Raw genomic sequence first — 18,119 nt, 5'->3', positions numbered from 1 at the left:
CACACGAACATCCAGCCTTCGAATCGAAGGTGATTCTCAACCGGAGGTGTCGTTCACGCTATGTCACGATCTTCGCAAGTTTTCCAGTCCCTGTCAAATCAACCGATTTGACATCGACCTGATCATCTTGCGGAACTTCGGACCGCCCCGTTTCCGGGGCAACCCCTCTAACTTACCAGCTCTTCGGACGCCATGCGAATCGACACCCAAGCGGCTTGTGAGAGGGGAGCCGGCGGCCAACACCACGACCGTACCGACTCCTGAAGATTAACATCCTCCCCGACCGTCCGCGCCCCAAACCCGCGGCGTACCAATCGGAAGACCGGATCTTTGCGGGCTCTGGGGGTACAAACGGAGCGTGAAGGAATTACTGGTGCCGCGTGCGCTGATCGTCCTGCTCTGTGCCGCCGGAGCGGTGGTGACGCTCGCCGGGATCCAGGCGGTCGGGTCGATTCTCGGGCCGGTGGTGCTGGCCCTGGTGCTGGTGATCGCGGTGTCGCCGCTGCGCGACTGGCTGGCCAGGAAGAACGCGCCGACCTGGGTGATGGTGCTGATCCCGCTGGCGGTCGTGCTGGTGGTGCTGCTCGGCATGGTGGCGATCCTCACCATCGCGGCGGCGCAGCTGGCCCTGCTCGCGCCGACCTACTCCGACCAGTTCACCCAGCTGGTCGCGGAGGCGCAGCGCTGGGCGGCGAGTCTCGGCATGGGCAGCGAGCAGATCAACAAGGCGATCTCCAGCTTCGACCCGGCCAACCTCATCGGGGTGGCGCAGGGCGTGCTGTCCGGGCTGCTCGGGGTGCTGTCCAGCGTGTTCCTGATCGTGGTGCTGCTGCTGGCGATGAGCCTGGACGCGCCGATCTACAGCCGGATCATCAAGGCGTCCGAGGAGCGGCGCCCGGCGATGTACAAGGCGCTCACCACGTTCACCAACCGGACCCGCCGCTACCTCATCGTGTCGACGATCTTCGGTCTGATCTGCGCGGTCCTGGATGTGGTCGCGCTGTACATCCTGAGTGTGCCGCTGCCGCTGCTCTGGGGGATCCTGGCGCTGATCACGAACTACATCCCGAACATCGGCTTCATCCTCGGGCTGGTCCCGCCGGCGCTGCTCGGCCTGCTGGACGGCGGCTTCCGGACCATGCTCTTCGTGATCGTCGCGTACATCGTGATCAACGTGGTGATCCAGTCGTTCATCCAGCCGAAGTTCCTCGGCGACGCGGTCGGGCTGTCCACCACGGCGACCTTCCTGTCGCTGATCGTGTGGGCGTTCGTGCTCGGGCCGCTGGGCGCGCTGCTGGCCATCCCGCTCAGCCTGCTGGCGCGGGCCATCCTGATCGACAGTGATCCTAACGGTTCGATGGCGGCCGCCCTGATTTCCGGGGAGCTGCCCGCCGAGGAACCTACCGCGACGTAAGGTCGTGGCCATGACCACGCGGCGCTGGGACATCGACGAGCGGCAGACCGGGATCGCGGACGGCTCCGCCATGGATCCGCAGGTCCAGAGCCTGCTGTCGACGATGCGGCGGGACGGCTGGGTGACCGAGGAGCCCGAGGTCCGCCTGCTCCCGCACCTGCGCCGCGCGTGCGGCGAGGACTGGACGCTCACCGCCGAGCAGCTCCTGGACGACGGGGTCTACGAGGTGACGCTGACCCAGGCCGCGGACCTGAAGAACATCGAGCTGCACCGCGCCGCGATCCGGCTGCTGTCCGCGATCGCCGAGCCCGTCTTCTTCGTACGGCAGAGCGAGCCCGGCGTCTTCGACTGCGTCACCGGCGTGCTCGACGGCGACCCGCCGGGCTACCGCAGCCACGGTCACTTGGTCCGGCTCATCCTCAACTGAGGCATCTCCGCGTCCACCGAAACGAGAACCCGGCGGCCCCACGGCATCCCCGCGACGATCAACGGGAAGATCAGCACCGAGCTCATCGCCCACGGCGCGTGCAGCGCGCCCCAGTCCGCGCCCCGGAACTGGGTCAGCACCAGATACCCGGTCGCCGCCCAGAGCGAGCAGCCGATGATGGCCGGCCAGGCGAACCGGGTCGGCCGGGCGACCAGGAACGGCATGAACCACAGCAGGTACTGCGCCCCCAGCCGCGGCGTGACGATCATGAACCCGAGCAGGATGGCGACGGTGACGTCGATCGGGTCGGCCTTGCGCCACCAGTACAGGCAGAACGCGGCCACCGCGTAGATCAGGTACTGGCCGACCTTCAGCTTCCACGCGCTGAGGTCCCAGTTTCCGCCGCTGGTCAGCGCGGTCCACCCCCAGTCGCCGGTGATCGGGCGCACGTCGCTGGGGCGCAGGCTGATCGTCTTGAGCACCTCGGTCAGCTGGTCCCAGCGCACCCAGCCGCCGAGCGGCATGGTCAGCAGGAACAGCACCGGCGGCACGGCGACGCCGACCACGGCGATGATCCGGGAGCGCACCCCCGGCAGGAACATCAGCAGGCCGGGGATGAGGATGGCGGGCCAGCTCTTGGCGCACAGCCCCAGGCCCATCAGCAGGCCCGCGTAGATCGCCCGCCGGGTGGCGTCCCGGTCGGTGACGAAACTGCGCCACATCCGGGACGGCCGGTCCAGCAGTGGCGCGCCCGGGGTCCATTCCCCCGGCCCGCGCGCCACCACGTACGCGGCGACCGCGAACACCAGCGACACCGGCTCGACCTGCCCGTGCACGGAGGCGACCAGGATGGCCAGCGGGTTGCACGCGTACTGGAAGGCCCGCAGGTTCGCCTTCGCGCCGCCGGCGAGCCGCCCGACCAGCGGGATCAGGATCAGGTCGGCGACCACGGTGACCAGCCGCCCGGCGATCTCCCAGGGGATGCCGAGCCAGAGCAGCAGTCCGTACACGTACGGGATGGTGGGCAGGAAGTGCCAGCCGCTGTTGACCGGGTTGTCGCCGTTGAGTATCGCCTCGCCGGCCGGCCGGAAGCTGTTGACGTAGTCGATCGGCTGCCAGTCGTCCGCGGCCGACAGCCCCATGATCAGCACCCGGACGGCGAGACCGACAGTCAGCGCGACCGCGAGGGAGGGATTCCACCCCCTCCGCTGGGCGAGGATGGCGAGCACGACACCGGTGACGAGAACGAGGCCCGTGGGGATTGCGTAGTCCATGACGGCCCCAAGACTGCCCCAATCGTGGGCCGGTCAGCCACCCGGGCGCCGAAATGAGCGCGGGAAAGTGAATGTACGGCTCGCGCCCGGCGTCCCGGCGCGGGCGCGAGCCGTACAGCCTCAGGGCCGGTTAGAAACCGGCGGTGATGCGGGTGAACTCCCACTGGGGCTGGGAGATCCCGCTGCAGTTGGACACGACGCCGCCGCCCGGGCAGGGCCGGTCACGGTTGACCGCCCAGTACGCGAAGCGGGTCAGGCCCTTGGACTTGGCCCAGTCCCTGATCGCGGTCCAGGCCGCGGTGGAGGTCAGCTCCTGCTGGTCGGACAGGCCGTTCATGCCGGAGATGCCCATCCGCGCGTACGCCTGGGCGTCGGTCCAGCCGTTCGCCGACTTGAGCGCGTTCTTGAGGCCCTCGGAGGCGTTGATGGTGTCGGTCTGGATGTTGCCGCTGCCGAAGTCGAACGGCATGATCGTGTAGTTGTCGATCGGCACGGCCAGCGCCTTGGCCTGGTTGATCAGGCGGATGCCGTGCGCGTTCGGCCCGGTGGTGGTGGTGCCGAAGGTGACGACGACCTTGACGTTCGGGTTGTTCTGCTTGACGATCTTGAGGCCGTTCAGAATCCGGTCCTGCACGGTGTAGTTCTCGAACTCGTCGAAGTTCTCGATGTCGAAGTCGACGACGGCCGGGCCGACCGCGTTGATGACGGTCTGCACCGCGCCGGCGAACGCGGCCGGGGTGGCGCAGTTCGGGCCGAGCTTGTTGCCGGACCAGCCGCCGAACGAGATCTGCACGCTGCCGCCCGCGGCCTTGATCGCCGAGATGGCCGCCGCGTCGGCGCCGCCGGTGAGCGGCCTGTTGCCGTCCCAGGCCGGGTTGCAGCCGCCGCTGGACAGGATGAACGCCATGGTGAACGACTTGACGCCGGTGGCGGCCATCACCGTGGCGGGCGCGGGCGGGTCGCCCCAGCCCATGTAGAGGTAGGGCGCGCCCGGCATCTTGCTGCCCGGCGGGGGCGGCGTGCAGCCGGTGGTGGATCCGGTCACCGGGTTGCTGGCGTTGGATTCACCCTGCGCGTTGTACGCCTTGATGGTGTACGTGTGGCTGGTGCAGGTGGCGAGTCCGGAGTGGGTGGCGATGGTGCCGGTCACGGTGGCGCGCACTGTGCTGCCCTCGTAGACGCGGTAGCCGGTCACGGTTCCGCTGGACCCGCCCCAGGACAGCGAGATCGAGGTGTTGGTCGCGCCGGTCACCGACGGGTTGCCCGGCGTGCCGGGAGTGCCGGGCGGCGGCGGAGTGCCGCCAGCGCAGGACGCGCCGTTGAGCGTGCAGTTGCTGACCACCGCACCCGCGCCGCCGGGACTGCCGTTGAAGCCGAAGCTGGCCGTTCCGCCCGGCTGAATGGTGCCGTTCCAGCCCACGTTGGTGAAGGTGAAACGCTGCCCGCTGCGGGACATCGCCGCGTCCCAGAACGACCCGATGTTGGACCCGGACGGCAGGTTGAAGGCGACCGACCAGCCGTTGATCGCGGTGGCGCCGCCGTTGGTGACGACGAACTTGCCCTCCCACCCGGTGCCCCAGTCGGAGACCTTGGTGAAGACGGCCGTGTTGGGGGCCGCGTGCGCGGGCGCGGCCAGGGCCACGCCGCCGGTGAAGGCGATCGCGAGCGCCGCGAGCGCGGACCCCGCCCGCCGACCGGCTAAGAACCGAAATTTCATGATCTGTCCCATCAGAGCGCGTTGAGGTACGAACGATGGCTGCGGGAGAACTCGAACCCGTGGTACTTGTCCCAGTTGATCGACCAGGTCATCAGGCCCCGCAGGTTCGGGTAGACCCCGCGCGGCCTGTAGGTTCCGCACCCGGTCCCCTTGGCCAGGCAGGTGAACGCCTTCTGGACCTCGGCCACGGTGGTGAAGCCGTTCCCGGCGAACGGCGCGGCGGGCAGGCCGATGGCGACCTGGTCCTGACGCAGCGCCGGGAAGACGTCGGCGGTGTTGCCCCGGACGGGGAACCCGGCGAGCAGCATGTCGGTCATCGCGACGTGGAAGTCGTGGCCGCCCATGTTGTGGTACTGGTTGTCGAGGCCCATGATCGGCCCGGAGTTGTAGTCCTGCACGTGCAGCAGGGTCAGGTCGTTGCGCATGGCGTGGATGACCGGCAGGTAGGAGGCGGAGCGCGGGTCCGCGCCGCCGGTGCCGGGTCCGTAGAACTGGTAGCCGAGCTGGACGAAGAACGTCTCGGGGGCCATGGTGAGCACGAAGCGGGAGCCGTACCTGGTCTTGAGGGAGCGGAGCGCCGAGATCAGGTTGACCACGACCGGGGTGGTCGGGCTGCGGAAGTTCGTGTCGCCCTGGTTGAGGAAGAGGGAGTGGCCCTCGAAGTCGATGTCCAGGCCGTCCAGGCCGTACCTGTCGATGATCGCGCCGACCGACTGGACGAACTTGTCGCGGGCGGCCGTGGTGGTGAGCTGGACCTGGCCGTTCTGGCCGCCGATCGAGACCAGCACCTTCTTGCCCGCGGCCTGTTTGGCCCGGATGCCGGCGATGAACTGGGCTTCGGTCTCCACGTTCGGGCATTCGGCGACCGGGCACTGACTGAACCGGATGTCGCCGGAGGTGACCGAGGTGGGTTCGCCGAAGGCGAGGTTGATGAAGTCCCACTCGTTGGGCACATCCGCCATCCGGATATATCCGGATCCGTTGGCGAATGAGGCGTGCAGGTAGCCGACCATCCACCGGTTGCCCACCGGAGGCTGCGGCGACGGGCTGGGCGACGGTGACGGGGAGGGCGAAGTGGGCGGAGAGGGCGACGGCGACGGGGAGGCCGGCGGGGTGCCGGGACCGTCGAAGACGATGTCGTCGGCGTAGTAGGCGCCCTGCCCGTGCCAGCCGTTCACGTAGATCGTCACGCTGGTCTGCCCGGCGGCCGTGGTGAAGCCGCGGGTCAGCTGGGTCCAGGCCGCGCCGGGCGCGGCCCAGGTCTCACTGAACCCGACCGCGCCCAGGAACACGAAGTTGCCCCGGACCCAGGCCGACAGCGTGTACGCGGTGCTCGGCCGGACGGTGATCGTCTGCTGGCAGCGGGCGATGTCGTTGCCCGCCGGCGTGGCGGCCAGCGCCCGGGTGCCGGTGCGCACGGGCGTGGTCACCGCCTGCGCGCCGGCGGCGCAGTTCCAGCCGGTCAGGCCCGACTCGAAGCCGGGATTGACGGCGAGGTTGGCGGCCTGGGCCGGGCTCGCGTAGAGCCCGACCGCGACCAGGACGAGGACGGCAAGAGCCGCGAGGCGTCTCATCTGCACCCCTTAAGGAAGCGTCGCGAGGTGCGGCTTGACGGTCCTGGAGAAGTTCCAGTTGTTGCTGGCGTCCCAGTTGATCGACCAGGTCATCGCGCCCCTGATGGCCGGGTACGCCCGCGGCGGCACGAAGCTGCCGCAGTTGGCGCGGGTCGCCAGGCAGGTGAGCGCCTGGTTCACCAGCGCCGGGCTGATCACGCCGCCGCCGGCCGCGCCGGGCCCGGCGGGCAGGCCGAGCGCCACCTGGTCGGGCCGCAGGCCGTTCTCCAGCTGGATGCAGGCCAGCGCGGTCATGAAGTTGACCGAGCCCTGCGAGTACGCGAAGGACTGGTCGCAGCCGAGCATCGAACCGGAGTTGTAGTACTGCATGTGCACCACGGTGAGGATGTCCTTGATGGCCAGCGCCAGTTTGAAGTACTCCATCCCGACGGACTGCATGTCGATCGTCTGCGGGGCCATCGTGATGATCAGGCCGGAGCCGGCCCTGGTCCGCAGCTGGCGCAGCGCCTCGCCCATCCACTGGGCGTTGAGGCCGTTCTCCAGGTCGATGTCGACGCCGTCGAAGCCGTAGCTCTGCATGATCGCGAAGACCGAGTTGGCGAAGGTGGCGGCCGCGGTGGCGTTGGCCACCTGGACCCGGCCGAGCTCGCCGCCGACCGAGAGGATGACCTTCTTGCCGCGCGAGTGCAGGGTCTGCACGTCGGCCCGGAACTGGGCGTCGGTGTAGCCGCCGAGCGCGCTGGACAGGCCGGCGTCGAGGTGGAAGGCGACCTGGCCGGGCGTGGTGGTGGCCTCGCCGAAGGAGATGGCGATCAGGTCGTACTCGTTGGGCACCGCGGACAGACGCAGTTCGGTGGCCGCGTTCACGAAGTTGTGCCAGTAGCCGGTGAGGAAGTGCTTGGGCAGCGGGCCGATCGGGCACCCGGTGGTGGAGCCGCTGGCCGGGTCACTGGCCGCCGACTCGCCGATCGAGTTGTAGGCGCGCACGGTGTAGGTGTGCGAGGTGCAGGTGCCGAGCCCGCTGATGGTGGCGCTGGTGCCGGTCACGGTGGCGCGCACGGTCGTGCCCTCGTAGACGCGGTAGCCGGTCACGGTTCCGCTGGACACGCCCCAGGACAGCGAGATCGAGGTGTTGGCGACCCCGGTCACCGACGGCGTGCCCGGCTTGCCGGGGGCGCTCGGGCCGGACGGGGTGGGCGAGGGCGACGGATTGGTCCCGCCGCCGCAGGCCGCGCCGTTGAGCGTGCAGTTGCTGATCACCGCGCCGGCGCCGCCCGGGCTGCCGTTGAAGCCGAAACTGGCCGTTCCGCCCGGCTGAATGGTGCCGTTCCAGCCCACGTTGGTGAAGGTGAAACGCTGGCCGCTGCGGGTCATCGAGGCGTCCCAGAAGGAGCCGATGTTGGACCCGGCGGGCAGGTTGAAGGCGACCGACCAGCCGTTGATCGCGGTGGCGCCGCCGTTGGTGATGACGAACTTGCCCTCCCACCCGGAACCCCAGTCGGAGGTCTTGGTGAAGACGGCGGTGTTGGGCGCGGCCTGCGCGGGACTGGCGGCGACGAGGACGGCGGCGAACGCGACCACGATCGCGAGGATCGCGGATGGCACACGCCAGGCAAACCTGCTCTGCATGTCACAACCTCTGCGGGGTCGGATGGGGAGGCCATGCGGATACGTACGGCCGGTGGACGGCGGCCGTACGGCGTTCTGACGCGTCTGGTGACGGGACGCAGAGGGAGGTCGGTTGTCGGGGGGCTAGTTGATGTTTCTTTTAGGAAAGTTTCCTAAAAGTTGTGAGGATCGTAGCTCCGGGTTCCGGCACCGGGCAAGGCCCAATTCACTGGGGTTTCAACCACATGAACCCCGGTTGCGGAGCTCGGGCAGAAAGTGCTGAGGACCGCCCGGTTCAACCGGGCGGTCCTCGTCAAGATCCGATAATCGGCGAGTCAGTCAAGGCCCCTGTCGGCTTTGTGCGCCCGCCAGCGCTCCAGCAACTCGGGCAGCTCCCCTTCGACGAACACGAAATAGTCCCGCATTGTGGCCATCCGCCGCCCGGCCACGGACTGGTCCCCGAGAGCCCGGACGTTGTCGTCCGCCATGTCACCGAGAACCTTGAATATTCCGCCCTTCAGGGCGGTCACCTCGTACCACGCGTTCTGCGGCAGCCGGTACACGTCGCGCCGCGACCCCGGCGCCGGTTCCCGGCCGAGCATGCCCAGCTGGATCAAGTAACGGACCGCCCCGGACACGGCCGCGGGACTGACGCCGAGCCGATCGCCGATCTCGGCCGCCGTCAGCAGCTCCTCGTCGGCCGTCATCACGGTCATCAGCACCCGCGCGGGCATGCGGGGAAATCCCCAGTCGGTCAACACCATGGCCATCCGCTCCGCCGACTGGCGGACGGCGTCTTCGTCTCGCATGTCCCTCCCTACGGAAACCATACGGGGTACAGAGGTTCCACACCTTTCACAAATTCGTGAATACAGTGTAGCTTCTGAAACATGTCAAACGCCATCATGGTGTCCGGCCTCCACAAGAGTTTCGGCCGGACACACGCGCTGAACGGACTGAACCTGACGGTCGGGACCGGGGAGGTGCACGGCTTCCTGGGGCCGAACGGATCAGGCAAATCCACCACGATCCGGGTGCTTCTCGGCCTCCTGAAGGCCGACGCCGGCACCGCCAGGCTCCTCGGCGGCGACCCCTGGCGGGACGCCACCACCCTGCACCGGCGGCTGGCCTACGTGCCGGGCGACGTCACACTCTGGCCGAACCTGTCCGGCGGCGAGGTCATCGACCTGCTCGGCCGGCTGCGCGGCGGCCTGAACCGGCAGCGCCGCGCCGACCTGCTGGAGCGCTTCGACCTGGACCCGCGCAAGAAGGGCCGGGCCTACTCCAAGGGCAACCGGCAGAAGGTCGGCCTGGTCGCCGCCCTCGCCTCCGACGTCGAGCTGCTCATCCTGGACGAACCCACCTCGGGCCTGGACCCGCTGATGGAGGAGGTCTTCCGGGACTGCATCCTGGAGGAGAAGCGGAACGGCCGGACCGTGCTGCTGTCCAGCCACATCCTGGCCGAGGTCGAGCAGCTGTGCGACCGGGTCAGCATCATCAGGAACGGCGAGACCGTCGAGACCGGCACCCTGACCGAGCTCCGCCACCTCAGCAGGACCTCCGTCACGGCCGACCTGGCCACCCCGATCAAGGACCTGCCGGACGTGCACGACCTGCACATCGACGGCTCCCGGGTGCGCTTCCAGGTCGACGCCGACCATCTCGACGCCGTGCTCAAGCACCTCTCCCACGCCGGGGTGCGCGGCCTGGTCAGCCAGCCGCCGACGCTGGAGGAGCTGTTCAAGCGGCACTACGAAGTGGCGGCCAGGTCATGACCGGCAGCTGGCAGCTCATCCGCCTGATCCTGCGGCGGGACCGGATCATCCTCCCGCTGTGGGTGCTCATCCTGTGCGCGCTCCCGGCCAGCTACGCGGCCAGCTACGCCGGGCTCTTCCCCGACGACGCGGCCCGCCGCCAGTACGCGGCCGGCACCGCGGGCAGCCCGTCGTTCGAGTCCCTGCTCGGCCCCATCTTCGGCGACTCGGTCGGCGCGCTCACCGCCCAGCGGGTCGGCACCCTGTACGCGATCGTCGCCCTGATCAGCCTGCTCACCGTGATCCGGCACACCAGGACCGAGGAGGACGCCGGCCGCCGCGAGCTCATCGCCGCCACCGTGGTCGGCCGGCACGCGGCCCTGTCCGCCGCGCTGATCGTGACCGCCGCCGCGAACCTGCTGCTGGGGCTGCTGATCGCGGTCACCCCGACCGGCTCCGACCTGGCCGCCGGCGGCTCGCTGCTGCTCGGCCTGTCGATCGCGGTCACCGGGATCGCGTTCGCCGGCGTGGGCGCGCTGGCCGCGCAGCTCACCGAGAACGCCGGCCCGGCCCGCGGCCTGGCGATCCTCGTGCTCGGCGTGGCCTTCCTGCTCCGCGCCGCCGGGGACCCGACCGGCTCGTGGGTGTCCTGGCTGTCGCCGGTGGCCTGGGGCCAGCAGGCCCAGCCGTTCGCCGGGGACAAATGGTGGGTGCTCGCGCTGCCGCTGGCGCTGTTCGCGCTGCTGGCCGGGGCGGCGTACATGCTGTCGGTCCGGCGGGACGTCGGCGCCGGGCTGCTCCCCGCCCGGCTCGGCCCGGCCGGATCCACCCGGCTGGCCAGCCCGCTGGCGCTCGCCTGGCGGCTGCAGCGCGGGCTGCTGATCGGCTGGAGCGTCGGCCTCGGCGTGGCCGGGCTGGCGCTCGGCGGCACCGCGACCGCCGCGATGGACGCGCTCGCCGACAATCCCGAGATGGCCGACATCATGGCCAGGCTCGGCGGGACCGCCTCGCTGGCCGACGCGTTCGTGTCCGGTCTGCTGGGCATCCTGGCCATCGCCGTCTCCGCGTACGGCATCCAGGCCGCGCTGCGGATGCGGGCCGAGGAGACCGGGCTGCGGACCGAACCGGTGCTGGCCACCTCGGTCGGGCGGGTGTCGTGGGCGCTCAGCCACGTGGTGTTCGCGATCATCGGGCCCGCGTTGGCTCTGCTGGTGCTCGGCCTCACGCTGGGGATCAGCTACGGCGCCGGTCTGGGCGACGTCGGCGGCCAGATCCCGAGAGTGGTCGGCGCGGCGCTGGTGCAACTACCCGCCGTGGCGGTGCTGACCGGCCTGTCGGTGGCCCTGTTCGGGCTGCTGCCCCGGCTGTCCACGCTGGCCTGGGGGGCGCTCGCGGCCTTCCTGCTGCTCGGCCAGGTCGGCGCGATCCTGCGACTCGACCCGGTGGTGCTGGACCTGTCGCCGTACACGCACACCCCGCACCTGCCCGGCGGCACGCTGACCGCGACCCCCGTGCTCGCCCTCAGCGCCATCGCCGCCCTGCTGATCCTGGCCGGCCTGTACGGCTTCCGCCGCCGCGACATCGGCTAACCGGGAATCAGTTCCAGCGCACGCGAGGCGGTCGCGCCGAACGACCGCCGGGCACCGGTCGCCCAGGCCGCCTCGTACGCCTCAGGGCCCAGCCGATACCGGACCGCCGCCAGGGCTGTGTCCAGCCGGCGGGCCTCGATCCCGTATGAGGCGACCGGGGTGGTCGCGTCCAGGCCGCCCGCCAGTTCCGCCGCGGCCCGGTCGCGCGCGGTCCTGGCGAGCAGCAGCACCAGGTTGCGGAGCGCGGTGACCAGCAGCGACCTGCTCTCGGTGGCCACCCAGTGGGTGATCACCTCGCGGAACAGGCGGAGCGCGGGCTCGGCGGGGCCGTACCGGCCGCGCAGGGCCACGCTCGCGGTGCGGACGACGCCGGAGACGAGCCGGTTGCCGATCTCGTCGGCGGTCACCCTGGCGGTCTCGAAGAGCTGGAGCGCGGTGTCCGGGTCCAGGTCGGCGATGACCTCGGCGTGCACGAACCCGGCGAAGCAGATCGCGGTCGGGTTGCCGGACCCGAGCGCCAGCGCGACCGCCTTCTCCGCCCGCGCAGCCGCCTCGGCGTCGTCGCCGCCGTAGGAGCAGGCCAGCGCCTGGTTGCCCAGGGAGATCGCCTGGGCGGCCGGCTCTGGCTGGCTCTGGGCGGCCCGCTGGAAGGCGGCGAGCGCGTCGTCCAGCGTTCCGTTGAACAGCGCGAGGTCCCCGAAGACCTCGGTCACCACCGGTGAGTCCGGGTCCATCGCCATCGCCTGCGCGGCCATCGGCAGCGCCTCGTCCAGGCGGCCTTCCATGGAGGCGGCGAACGCGGTGGCGGCCAGGCACTCCGCGGATCCTGCGACTGCCCCGGGGGCGGCCAGCAGCAGCAGGTCGCCGCGCAGCCGCCAGTACGCGAACCGGAACAGCGGCACGACCAGCCGGAGCATCAGCCCGGGATCGGCGTCCCTGGTCCAGGCCCAGGCGGCGCGGATGTCGTCGAGCCTGCTCTCCAGCCGCTGCGCCCAAGCCGCCTCGTCGGGCCCGAAGAGTCCGCTGTCGGCCCGCCGGGTGAACTCGGCGAACACTTCGGCGTGGCGGCGGCGGTAACGGTCGGCGTCGGGCAGCCGGGCGGCGGCGTACACCCGGATCGTCTCCAGCATCCGATAGCGCCCGACCCCGGCCGGGCCGGGGCGGGTGAGCATCGACCGGTCGGCCAGCCGCGCGACCAGGTCGGCGATCTTCCCGGCGGGCAGGTCCGCGTCGGCGGCGACGGCCTCGGCGGTGGCGAGGTCGAAGGAGGAGGCGAACACCGACAGCCGCAGGAACAGCCGCTGCTCGTCCTCGGTGAGCAGGTCGAAGGACCAGTCGATGACGTCCTCCAGCGCGCTGTGCCGGCCCTCCCCCGCCTGGCGCAGCAGCGAGAACCGCGCGCCCAGGCGTTCGGCCAGGTCGTCCACGGTGAGCGAGCCGATCCTGGCGGCGGCCAGCTCGATCGCCAGCGGCAGCCCGTCCAGGGCCGCGCAGATCCGGCCGATCGCGGTCAGCAGGGCCGGGTCAGGGTTGAAGCCGGAGACCGGCACCCGGGCCACGAACAGTTCGACCGCGCCGGCCTCCGGCAGCGGCGGCACGTCCACGACCAGTTCGCCGGGCAGGCCCAGCCGCTCCCGGCTGGTGGCCAGGATCCGCAGCCGGGTCCCGGCCGCCAGCAGCGCGGACACCGCCGCGGCGACGGCGGGCAGCAGGTGCTCGCAGTTGTCCAGCACCAGCAGGCCATCCGCCCGGCGGGCCCACTCGCGCAGCGCGCCGGACGGCTCCACGCCCGGTTCCGCGAGCACGCCCGCGGCCTCGGCGATGGCCGGGATGACGGCCTCGGGGTCGCGCAGCGGCGCCAGGTCCACCCAGCGGTTCCGGTCGGCGAACCGGCGGGCCAGGCTGGTCTTGCCGACCCCGCCAGGCCCGACCAGGGTGACCAGCGGCCGGGCCGTGAACGCCGCGGTGACGACCGCGAGCTCGTGCTCCCGCCCGACCAGGCCGAACGCGGCCGGGGGCGGCGCGACGGCGGCCGACGGGGTGAAGTCCTCGCCGCGCAGCAGCCGCTGGCGCAGGTCGCGGAGCGCGGCCGACGGGTCCAGGCCCAGTTCGTCGCGGAGGCTGTCGCGGTGCCGGGCGAAGGCGGCCAGCGCGGCCGGGATCCGGCCGGCGGCGGCCAGCGCGTTCAGCTGGAGGGCGACCGTGCGCTCCCGCCAGGGCTCGGCGGCGGCCAGGCCGTCGAGTTCGGCCGCCGCCTCGGTGGCCCGGCCGAGTGCCAGCAGCGCGGCGGCCCGGTCCTCGCGGGCGGCCAGGCAGAGTTCGGCCAGGCGCACGCCGTCCGGTCCCGGCTCGGACATCGGGCCGCGCCAGAGCGCGAGCGCCTCGTCCAGCAGGGTCAGCGCCCGGGGCGGGGCCGACTGGCGGGCTTGGTCCAGCAGCAGGGTGAAACGTTCCGCGTCGATCGCGTCGGCGGGCGCCTCCAGCAGATAGCCGGGGGCGCGGGTGCGGACCCTTCCACCGAGCGGGCCGAGTGCCTGGCGCAGGCGGGTGACATAAGTCTGCAGGGCGTTGCGCGCGCTGCGCGGCGGGTCGTCGCCGAACACCTCGTCCACCAGCAGGTCCACCGGGACCACCCGGCCGCGCCGCAGCACCAGGGCGGCCAGCAGGGCACGCTGCCGCCCGGCGGGCGCGCACACCAGACGCCCGCCGTGCCAGGCCTCGACCGGCCCGAGAACACGGAACTCCACCCCGTCACGATCCCCCGCCGTCCGGGGCGGGGTCTACGTAGTTTTCCGGGTTCGGGGCGTACGTCAGGCGTACGCGGGATGTAAGGACCGGCGGGCACAGTCACCGGTATGAATGAGACGACAGACCCCCGTGACCTGCTCGCCGAGCGAATGATCGGCGACGTGACCACCGCCGCCGAGGTGCTGACCGTGCACCTCGGCCTCGAACTCGGCCTCTACCACGCGCTCGCCGCCGGACCGGTGACCGCCGAGCAGGGCCTGCCCGGCATCGCGCCCCGGTACGCCCGCGAGTGGCTGGAGCAGCAGGCCGCCGCCGGCTACCTGGACTACCGGGACGGCGCCTTCAGCCTGTCCCCCGCCCACGCCGAAGTGCTGCTGGACACCGAGAGCCCCTACCACGTGGCACCGGCCGCGAAGCTGTTCGCCGGGATGGCCGGCGTGCTGCCCGCCTTGCTGCGGGTGTTCCGGACCGGCGAGGGCATCCCGTACGAGGCGTACGGGCGGGACGTCCGGCACGGCATCGCCTCGATCAACCGGCCGATGTTCCTGAACGAGTACATCCAGACCTGGCTGCCGGCCGTGCCGGGACTGCGCCTGCGCCTGCGGGCCGAGCCGGGCGCGCGGGTGCTGGACCTGGGCAGCGGCCTGGGCGTGTCCTCGATCACGCTGGCCCTGGCCTACCCGAGGGTGCGGGTGCACGGCGTGGACCTGGACAAGGTCTCGGTCGAGGAGGCCGGCCGGGCCGCCGCCGCGGCGGGGGTGGCCGACCGGGTGACGTTCGCGCACGGCGACGCCCGGGCTGCGGTCGGCGCGTTCGACCTGATCACCATCTTCGAGGCGCTGCACGACATGGCCGACCCGGGCGAGGTGCTGCGGGCCGCGCGCTCCCAGCTCGTGCCCGGCGGCTCGATTCTGATCGCCGACGAGCGGGTGGCCGACGAGTACGCCGCCCCGGCCGGGCCGATCGAGCGTTTCCACTACGCCTGCAGCGTGCTGCACTGCCTGCCCGCCACCATGGCGGAGTCCCCCGCCGAGGCTTCCGGCACCGCGCTGCGCGCTCCGACCGTGGCCCGCTGGGCCGCCGCCGCCGAACTCGGCTACCAGGAGCTCCCGATCGACTCCCCGTTCTGGCGCTTCTACCACCTCACCCGCCCGTGACCTGCCGAGACCTGCCGACACCGGCCACCCGGGACGGATGGCCGGTCTCCGTTTCCACTATTCGACCGTGAAACCGCGCTGGGGAGATTTCATAGTAATCCCATAGGGATTAGAGGTAAATATCCCGCGAGCGATCTAGCAGATCGGGCGATACCGTGTCATCTCCGGCAACACAGGGAGTGACATGTTCTTCGGGATCACCGACATCTGGGCCTACGTCATCGGCGCGTTTCTGATCGTCCTGCTACCGGGGCCGAACTCCCTCTACGTCCTGTCGACGGCCGCCCAGCGCGGCGTCAGGCTGGGCTACCGGGCGGCCGGCGGGGTGTTCGTCGGCGACACCCTGCTGATGGTGGCCACGGCCGCAGGACTGGCCTCGCTGCTCCAGGTGAACCCCGTGCTGTTCGGCATCCTGCAGTACGCGGGAGCCGGTTACCTGGCCTGGATCGGCTTCACCATGATCAGGTCCGCCTGGCGGTCCAGGAAGGGGACCGTCGAAGCGGTGGAGGCCCCGATGGTGACCGCCGGGCACCCGTTCCGCAAGGCGCTGACGATCAGCCTGCTGAACCCGAAGGCGATCCTGTTCTTCGTCACCTTCTTCATCCAGTTCGTCGACCCGAGCTATGGCGCGCCGGCGCTGTCGTTCGTCATCCTCGGTGTGATCATCCAGGTCTTCAGCCTGCTCTACCTGTCCGCGCTGATCTTCGGCGGCACCTTCCTGGCCGGGCAGTTCGAGCGCCGCCGCGCCCTGTCGTCGGGCCTCACGTCCGCGGTCGGCGTGCTCTTCGTCGGCTTCAGCGCGAAGCTGGCCACCACCAGCCTGGGGTGAACCCTGAGGTAAGAACCCTGTAACCAACGGCCTATCCCCTAAGGGATAGGCGCGTGCTCCCCTAAGGGTCAGGTACCTTTACTCACCGGCCATGGTCTGCCCAAGGGTTTCTCCATACCTGCCACGGGCAGGAGAGTAAACCCTTAGCGTCGGTTCGCCGTCGCCATTTGAGGAGCCCCATGTCTCACCCTCCATTCGCGCTGCCCCGCGCCACCGCCATGCTCAGACAAGCGGTGCCGCGGCTGCTGGAGGGTGTCGTCGCGCCGCTCGCGGTCTTCTACGCGGCGCTGTACGTGCTCGGTTTCACCGGCGCGCTGATCGCGGCGGCCTCCTGGGTGTACGGAAGCGTGGGATATCGCCTGATCCGGCGCATGCCGATCCCCGGCACGATGGTGGTCGCCACCATCGCCATCACCTTCCGTACGCTGCTCGGGCTGTGGACCAACAACGCGGTCGCGTATTTCATTCAGCCGGAACTCGGCACCATCTGCATCAGCGTGATCTTCCTCGCCTCGGTCCGGTTGCGCCGCCCGCTGGTGCAGAAACTCACGCTCGACTACATCCATCTGCCCGCTTTCGTGCTCAGGCACGAGCGAATGCGGCGATTCTTTGCCCGGATTACTCTGCTCTGGGCGTTCGTCCTGCTGGCCAACTCCACGGTGAGCATCTGGCTGCTGGTGCACCAGTCGATCGCGGCCTATCCGATCACCCGCGCGCTGATCGTCGCGGTGATCACCGGGCTCGCTTTCCTGGGTTCAGTTTGGGCGTTTCGTAGGGTGTTGAGCCGTTTGCACGTTGAGGCCCCCGCTTAAGTTAAAGGTCATGTTTGGCGTGCTTCATATCAGTTTGTCTGCTTTGTTGAGCGGAAATCCTTTTGGCATGAATGCTAAGAAGAAGAACCCGCGTCAGTCCAGCACCGACCGGGACATGCGTCCTGGCGAGAACAACCCACAGTCGCCGCAACGGCGGCAGGACGAGATGCCCGGTCAGCAGCCGGGCAGCAAGCCTGGCATCGGCCGTGAGCCCGGGCGTGAGCCCGGGCGTGAGCCCGGTTCGCGCGATTCGATGCCGCCTCGCCGCCAGGGGAGTTAAGCCGCACTCCTGGTAGCGATCAGCACAGTCACTGTTCGGCCCGGCACGGCGGACGGGAGAGATCCCGATCGCCGTGCCGGGTCGGCGCTGTCGTACGATCATGACGCCTGGTGAAAGGACCGTCATGACCGGAAATCCCCTCGGTACCGCTCTTGTCACCGGTGCTTCGCGCGGTCTCGGCGCGTTCATGGCCGACCGGCTCGCCGCCGACGGCTGGCAGGTGGCGCTGAACTACGCGCACGACACCGCCGGGGCCGGTGCCGTGGCCGACCGGATCACGGCACGCGGGCACTCGGTCACCCTCGCCCGGTTCGACGTGACCGACGAGGACCAGGTCCGCACGGCGCTCGCGGAGCTCGGGCCGATCGCCGTCGTGGTCAACAACGCCACCGGCCCCCAGCCGCTGCTCACGGTCGACCGGCTGACCTGGGACGACCACCTGAACCAGCTGCGTTTCTTCATCAAGGCGCCGCTGCTGATCCTGCAGGCGGTGCTGCCGGACATGAAGGCGGCCGGGACCGGCCGCATCATCAATGTCGGCAGCGAGGTCACCGACCTCGGAAATCCCGAAATGTCGCATTACGTGTCTGCGAAGGCGGCCATGCACGGGCTGACCCGCTCCTGGGCCAGGGAACTCGGGCCGTTCGGGATCACCGTCAACACCGTCGAGCCGGGCTGGATCCCGGTGGAGCGGCACGCGGGCTCCACCGAGGACGAGTACGCGAGCTACCTGACCACCGTCGCCCTCCCCCACATGGGCGCCCCCTCCGACGTCGCCGACGTGGTCGCCTTCCTGGCCTCCGCCGATTCCCGGTACGTCACCGGCCAGCGCCTCGCCGTCAACGGCGGAAAGACAATGACCTGACCCGTTTCACCCCTTAGGGGTACGTCAGGGATCCCGTACCGAAGTCCGGGGCGATCCCCGATGGTTCCGTT

The 18,119-nt window shown here is 70.3% G+C and carries 15 protein-coding genes; 9 read left to right on the top strand and 6 right to left on the bottom strand.

Annotation, left to right across the window (positions count from 1 at the left end):
• The first annotated feature begins 358 nt into the window (after positions 1-358).
• Together Acor_RS35290 and Acor_RS35285 are read left to right on the top strand one after the other, a co-directional pair.
• Complete coding sequence (locus Acor_RS35290) at positions 359-1,414, top strand: AI-2E family transporter (protein WP_155341115.1); 1,056 nt, start codon at positions 359-361, stop codon at positions 1,412-1,414.
• 10 nt (positions 1,415-1,424) lie between these two features.
• Positions 1,425-1,841 carry a hypothetical protein gene (locus tag Acor_RS35285; RefSeq protein WP_155341114.1) on the top strand — a complete coding sequence of 139 codons (417 nt, stop codon included), beginning with the start codon at positions 1,425-1,427 and terminating at the stop codon, positions 1,839-1,841.
• Here the strand turns inward: Acor_RS35285 and Acor_RS35280 are convergent.
• The 5 genes from Acor_RS35280 to Acor_RS35260 form a co-directional block, all read right to left on the bottom strand.
• Entirely contained in the window at positions 1,814-3,115 is a 1,302-nt protein-coding gene (locus Acor_RS35280) for a hypothetical protein (protein ID WP_155341113.1), read from the bottom strand. The two genes, Acor_RS35285 and Acor_RS35280, sit on opposite strands and share 28 nt — an antisense overlap.
• A gap of 130 nt (positions 3,116-3,245) precedes the next feature.
• Complete coding sequence (locus Acor_RS35275) at positions 3,246-4,832, bottom strand: cellulose binding domain-containing protein (protein WP_155341112.1); 1,587 nt, start codon at positions 4,830-4,832, stop codon at positions 3,246-3,248.
• Between the two features lie 11 nt (positions 4,833-4,843).
• A complete protein-coding gene (locus Acor_RS35270) occupies positions 4,844-6,406 on the bottom strand; it encodes a chitinase (protein WP_155341111.1) in 1,563 nt (520 codons plus the stop codon).
• Between the two features lie 9 nt (positions 6,407-6,415).
• A complete protein-coding gene (locus tag Acor_RS35265; RefSeq protein ID WP_155341110.1) occupies positions 6,416-8,035 on the bottom strand; it encodes a chitinase in 1,620 nt (539 codons plus the stop codon).
• Between the two features lie 314 nt (positions 8,036-8,349).
• Positions 8,350-8,823 carry a GbsR/MarR family transcriptional regulator gene (locus Acor_RS35260; RefSeq protein WP_218034676.1) on the bottom strand — a complete coding sequence of 158 codons (474 nt, stop codon included), beginning with the start codon at positions 8,821-8,823 and terminating at the stop codon, positions 8,350-8,352.
• An 81-nt stretch (positions 8,824-8,904) separates the two neighbouring features.
• Between Acor_RS35260 and Acor_RS35255 the strand changes: the two genes are divergently transcribed.
• Both Acor_RS35255 and Acor_RS35250 read left to right on the top strand, forming a co-directional pair.
• Entirely contained in the window at positions 8,905-9,789 is an 885-nt protein-coding gene (locus Acor_RS35255) for an ABC transporter ATP-binding protein (RefSeq protein WP_155341108.1), read from the top strand.
• Positions 9,786-11,357, top strand: coding sequence for an ABC transporter permease (locus tag Acor_RS35250; protein WP_155341107.1), 1,572 nt, complete (start codon positions 9,786-9,788; stop codon positions 11,355-11,357). Before Acor_RS35255 ends, Acor_RS35250 begins: the two co-directional genes overlap by 4 nt.
• Here the strand turns inward: Acor_RS35250 and Acor_RS35245 are convergent.
• Positions 11,354-14,104 carry an AfsR/SARP family transcriptional regulator gene (locus Acor_RS35245; protein WP_155341106.1) on the bottom strand — a complete coding sequence of 917 codons (2,751 nt, stop codon included), beginning with the start codon at positions 14,102-14,104 and terminating at the stop codon, positions 11,354-11,356. The two genes, Acor_RS35250 and Acor_RS35245, sit on opposite strands and share 4 nt — an antisense overlap.
• Positions 14,105-14,212: 108 nt before the next feature.
• Between Acor_RS35245 and Acor_RS35240 the strand changes: the two genes are divergently transcribed.
• The 5 genes from Acor_RS35240 (at position 14,213) to Acor_RS35220 (ending at position 18,048) form a co-directional block, all read left to right on the top strand.
• Positions 14,213-15,262 (top strand): class I SAM-dependent methyltransferase, encoded by a 1,050-nt coding sequence (locus tag Acor_RS35240; protein ID WP_246239544.1) that lies wholly within the window; start codon positions 14,213-14,215, stop codon positions 15,260-15,262.
• A 184-nt stretch (positions 15,263-15,446) separates the two neighbouring features.
• Positions 15,447-16,091: a leucine efflux protein LeuE gene (gene leuE, locus Acor_RS35235; RefSeq protein ID WP_155341105.1), complete on the top strand. Its 645-nt coding sequence runs from the start codon at positions 15,447-15,449 to the stop codon at positions 16,089-16,091.
• Positions 16,092-16,270: 179 nt separating this feature from the next.
• The gene (locus Acor_RS35230) at positions 16,271-16,903 is read left to right on the top strand and encodes a VC0807 family protein (protein WP_155341104.1); all 633 of its coding nucleotides are present in this window, start codon (positions 16,271-16,273) and stop codon (positions 16,901-16,903) included.
• A 10-nt stretch (positions 16,904-16,913) separates the two neighbouring features.
• A complete protein-coding gene (locus Acor_RS35225) occupies positions 16,914-17,183 on the top strand; it encodes a hypothetical protein (RefSeq protein ID WP_155341103.1) in 270 nt (89 codons plus the stop codon).
• Positions 17,184-17,307: 124 nt separating this feature from the next.
• On the top strand, positions 17,308-18,048 hold the full coding sequence (locus Acor_RS35220) for an SDR family oxidoreductase (RefSeq protein WP_155341102.1): 741 nt from the start codon (positions 17,308-17,310) through the stop codon (positions 18,046-18,048).
• The last annotated feature ends 71 nt before the right edge of the window (positions 18,049-18,119 follow it).

The sequence above is a fragment of the Acrocarpospora corrugata genome (assembly GCF_009687845.1).
GTDB lineage: Bacteria > Actinomycetota > Actinomycetes > Streptosporangiales > Streptosporangiaceae > Acrocarpospora > Acrocarpospora corrugata.
This window is presented reverse-complemented; position numbering and strand designations above follow the sequence as displayed.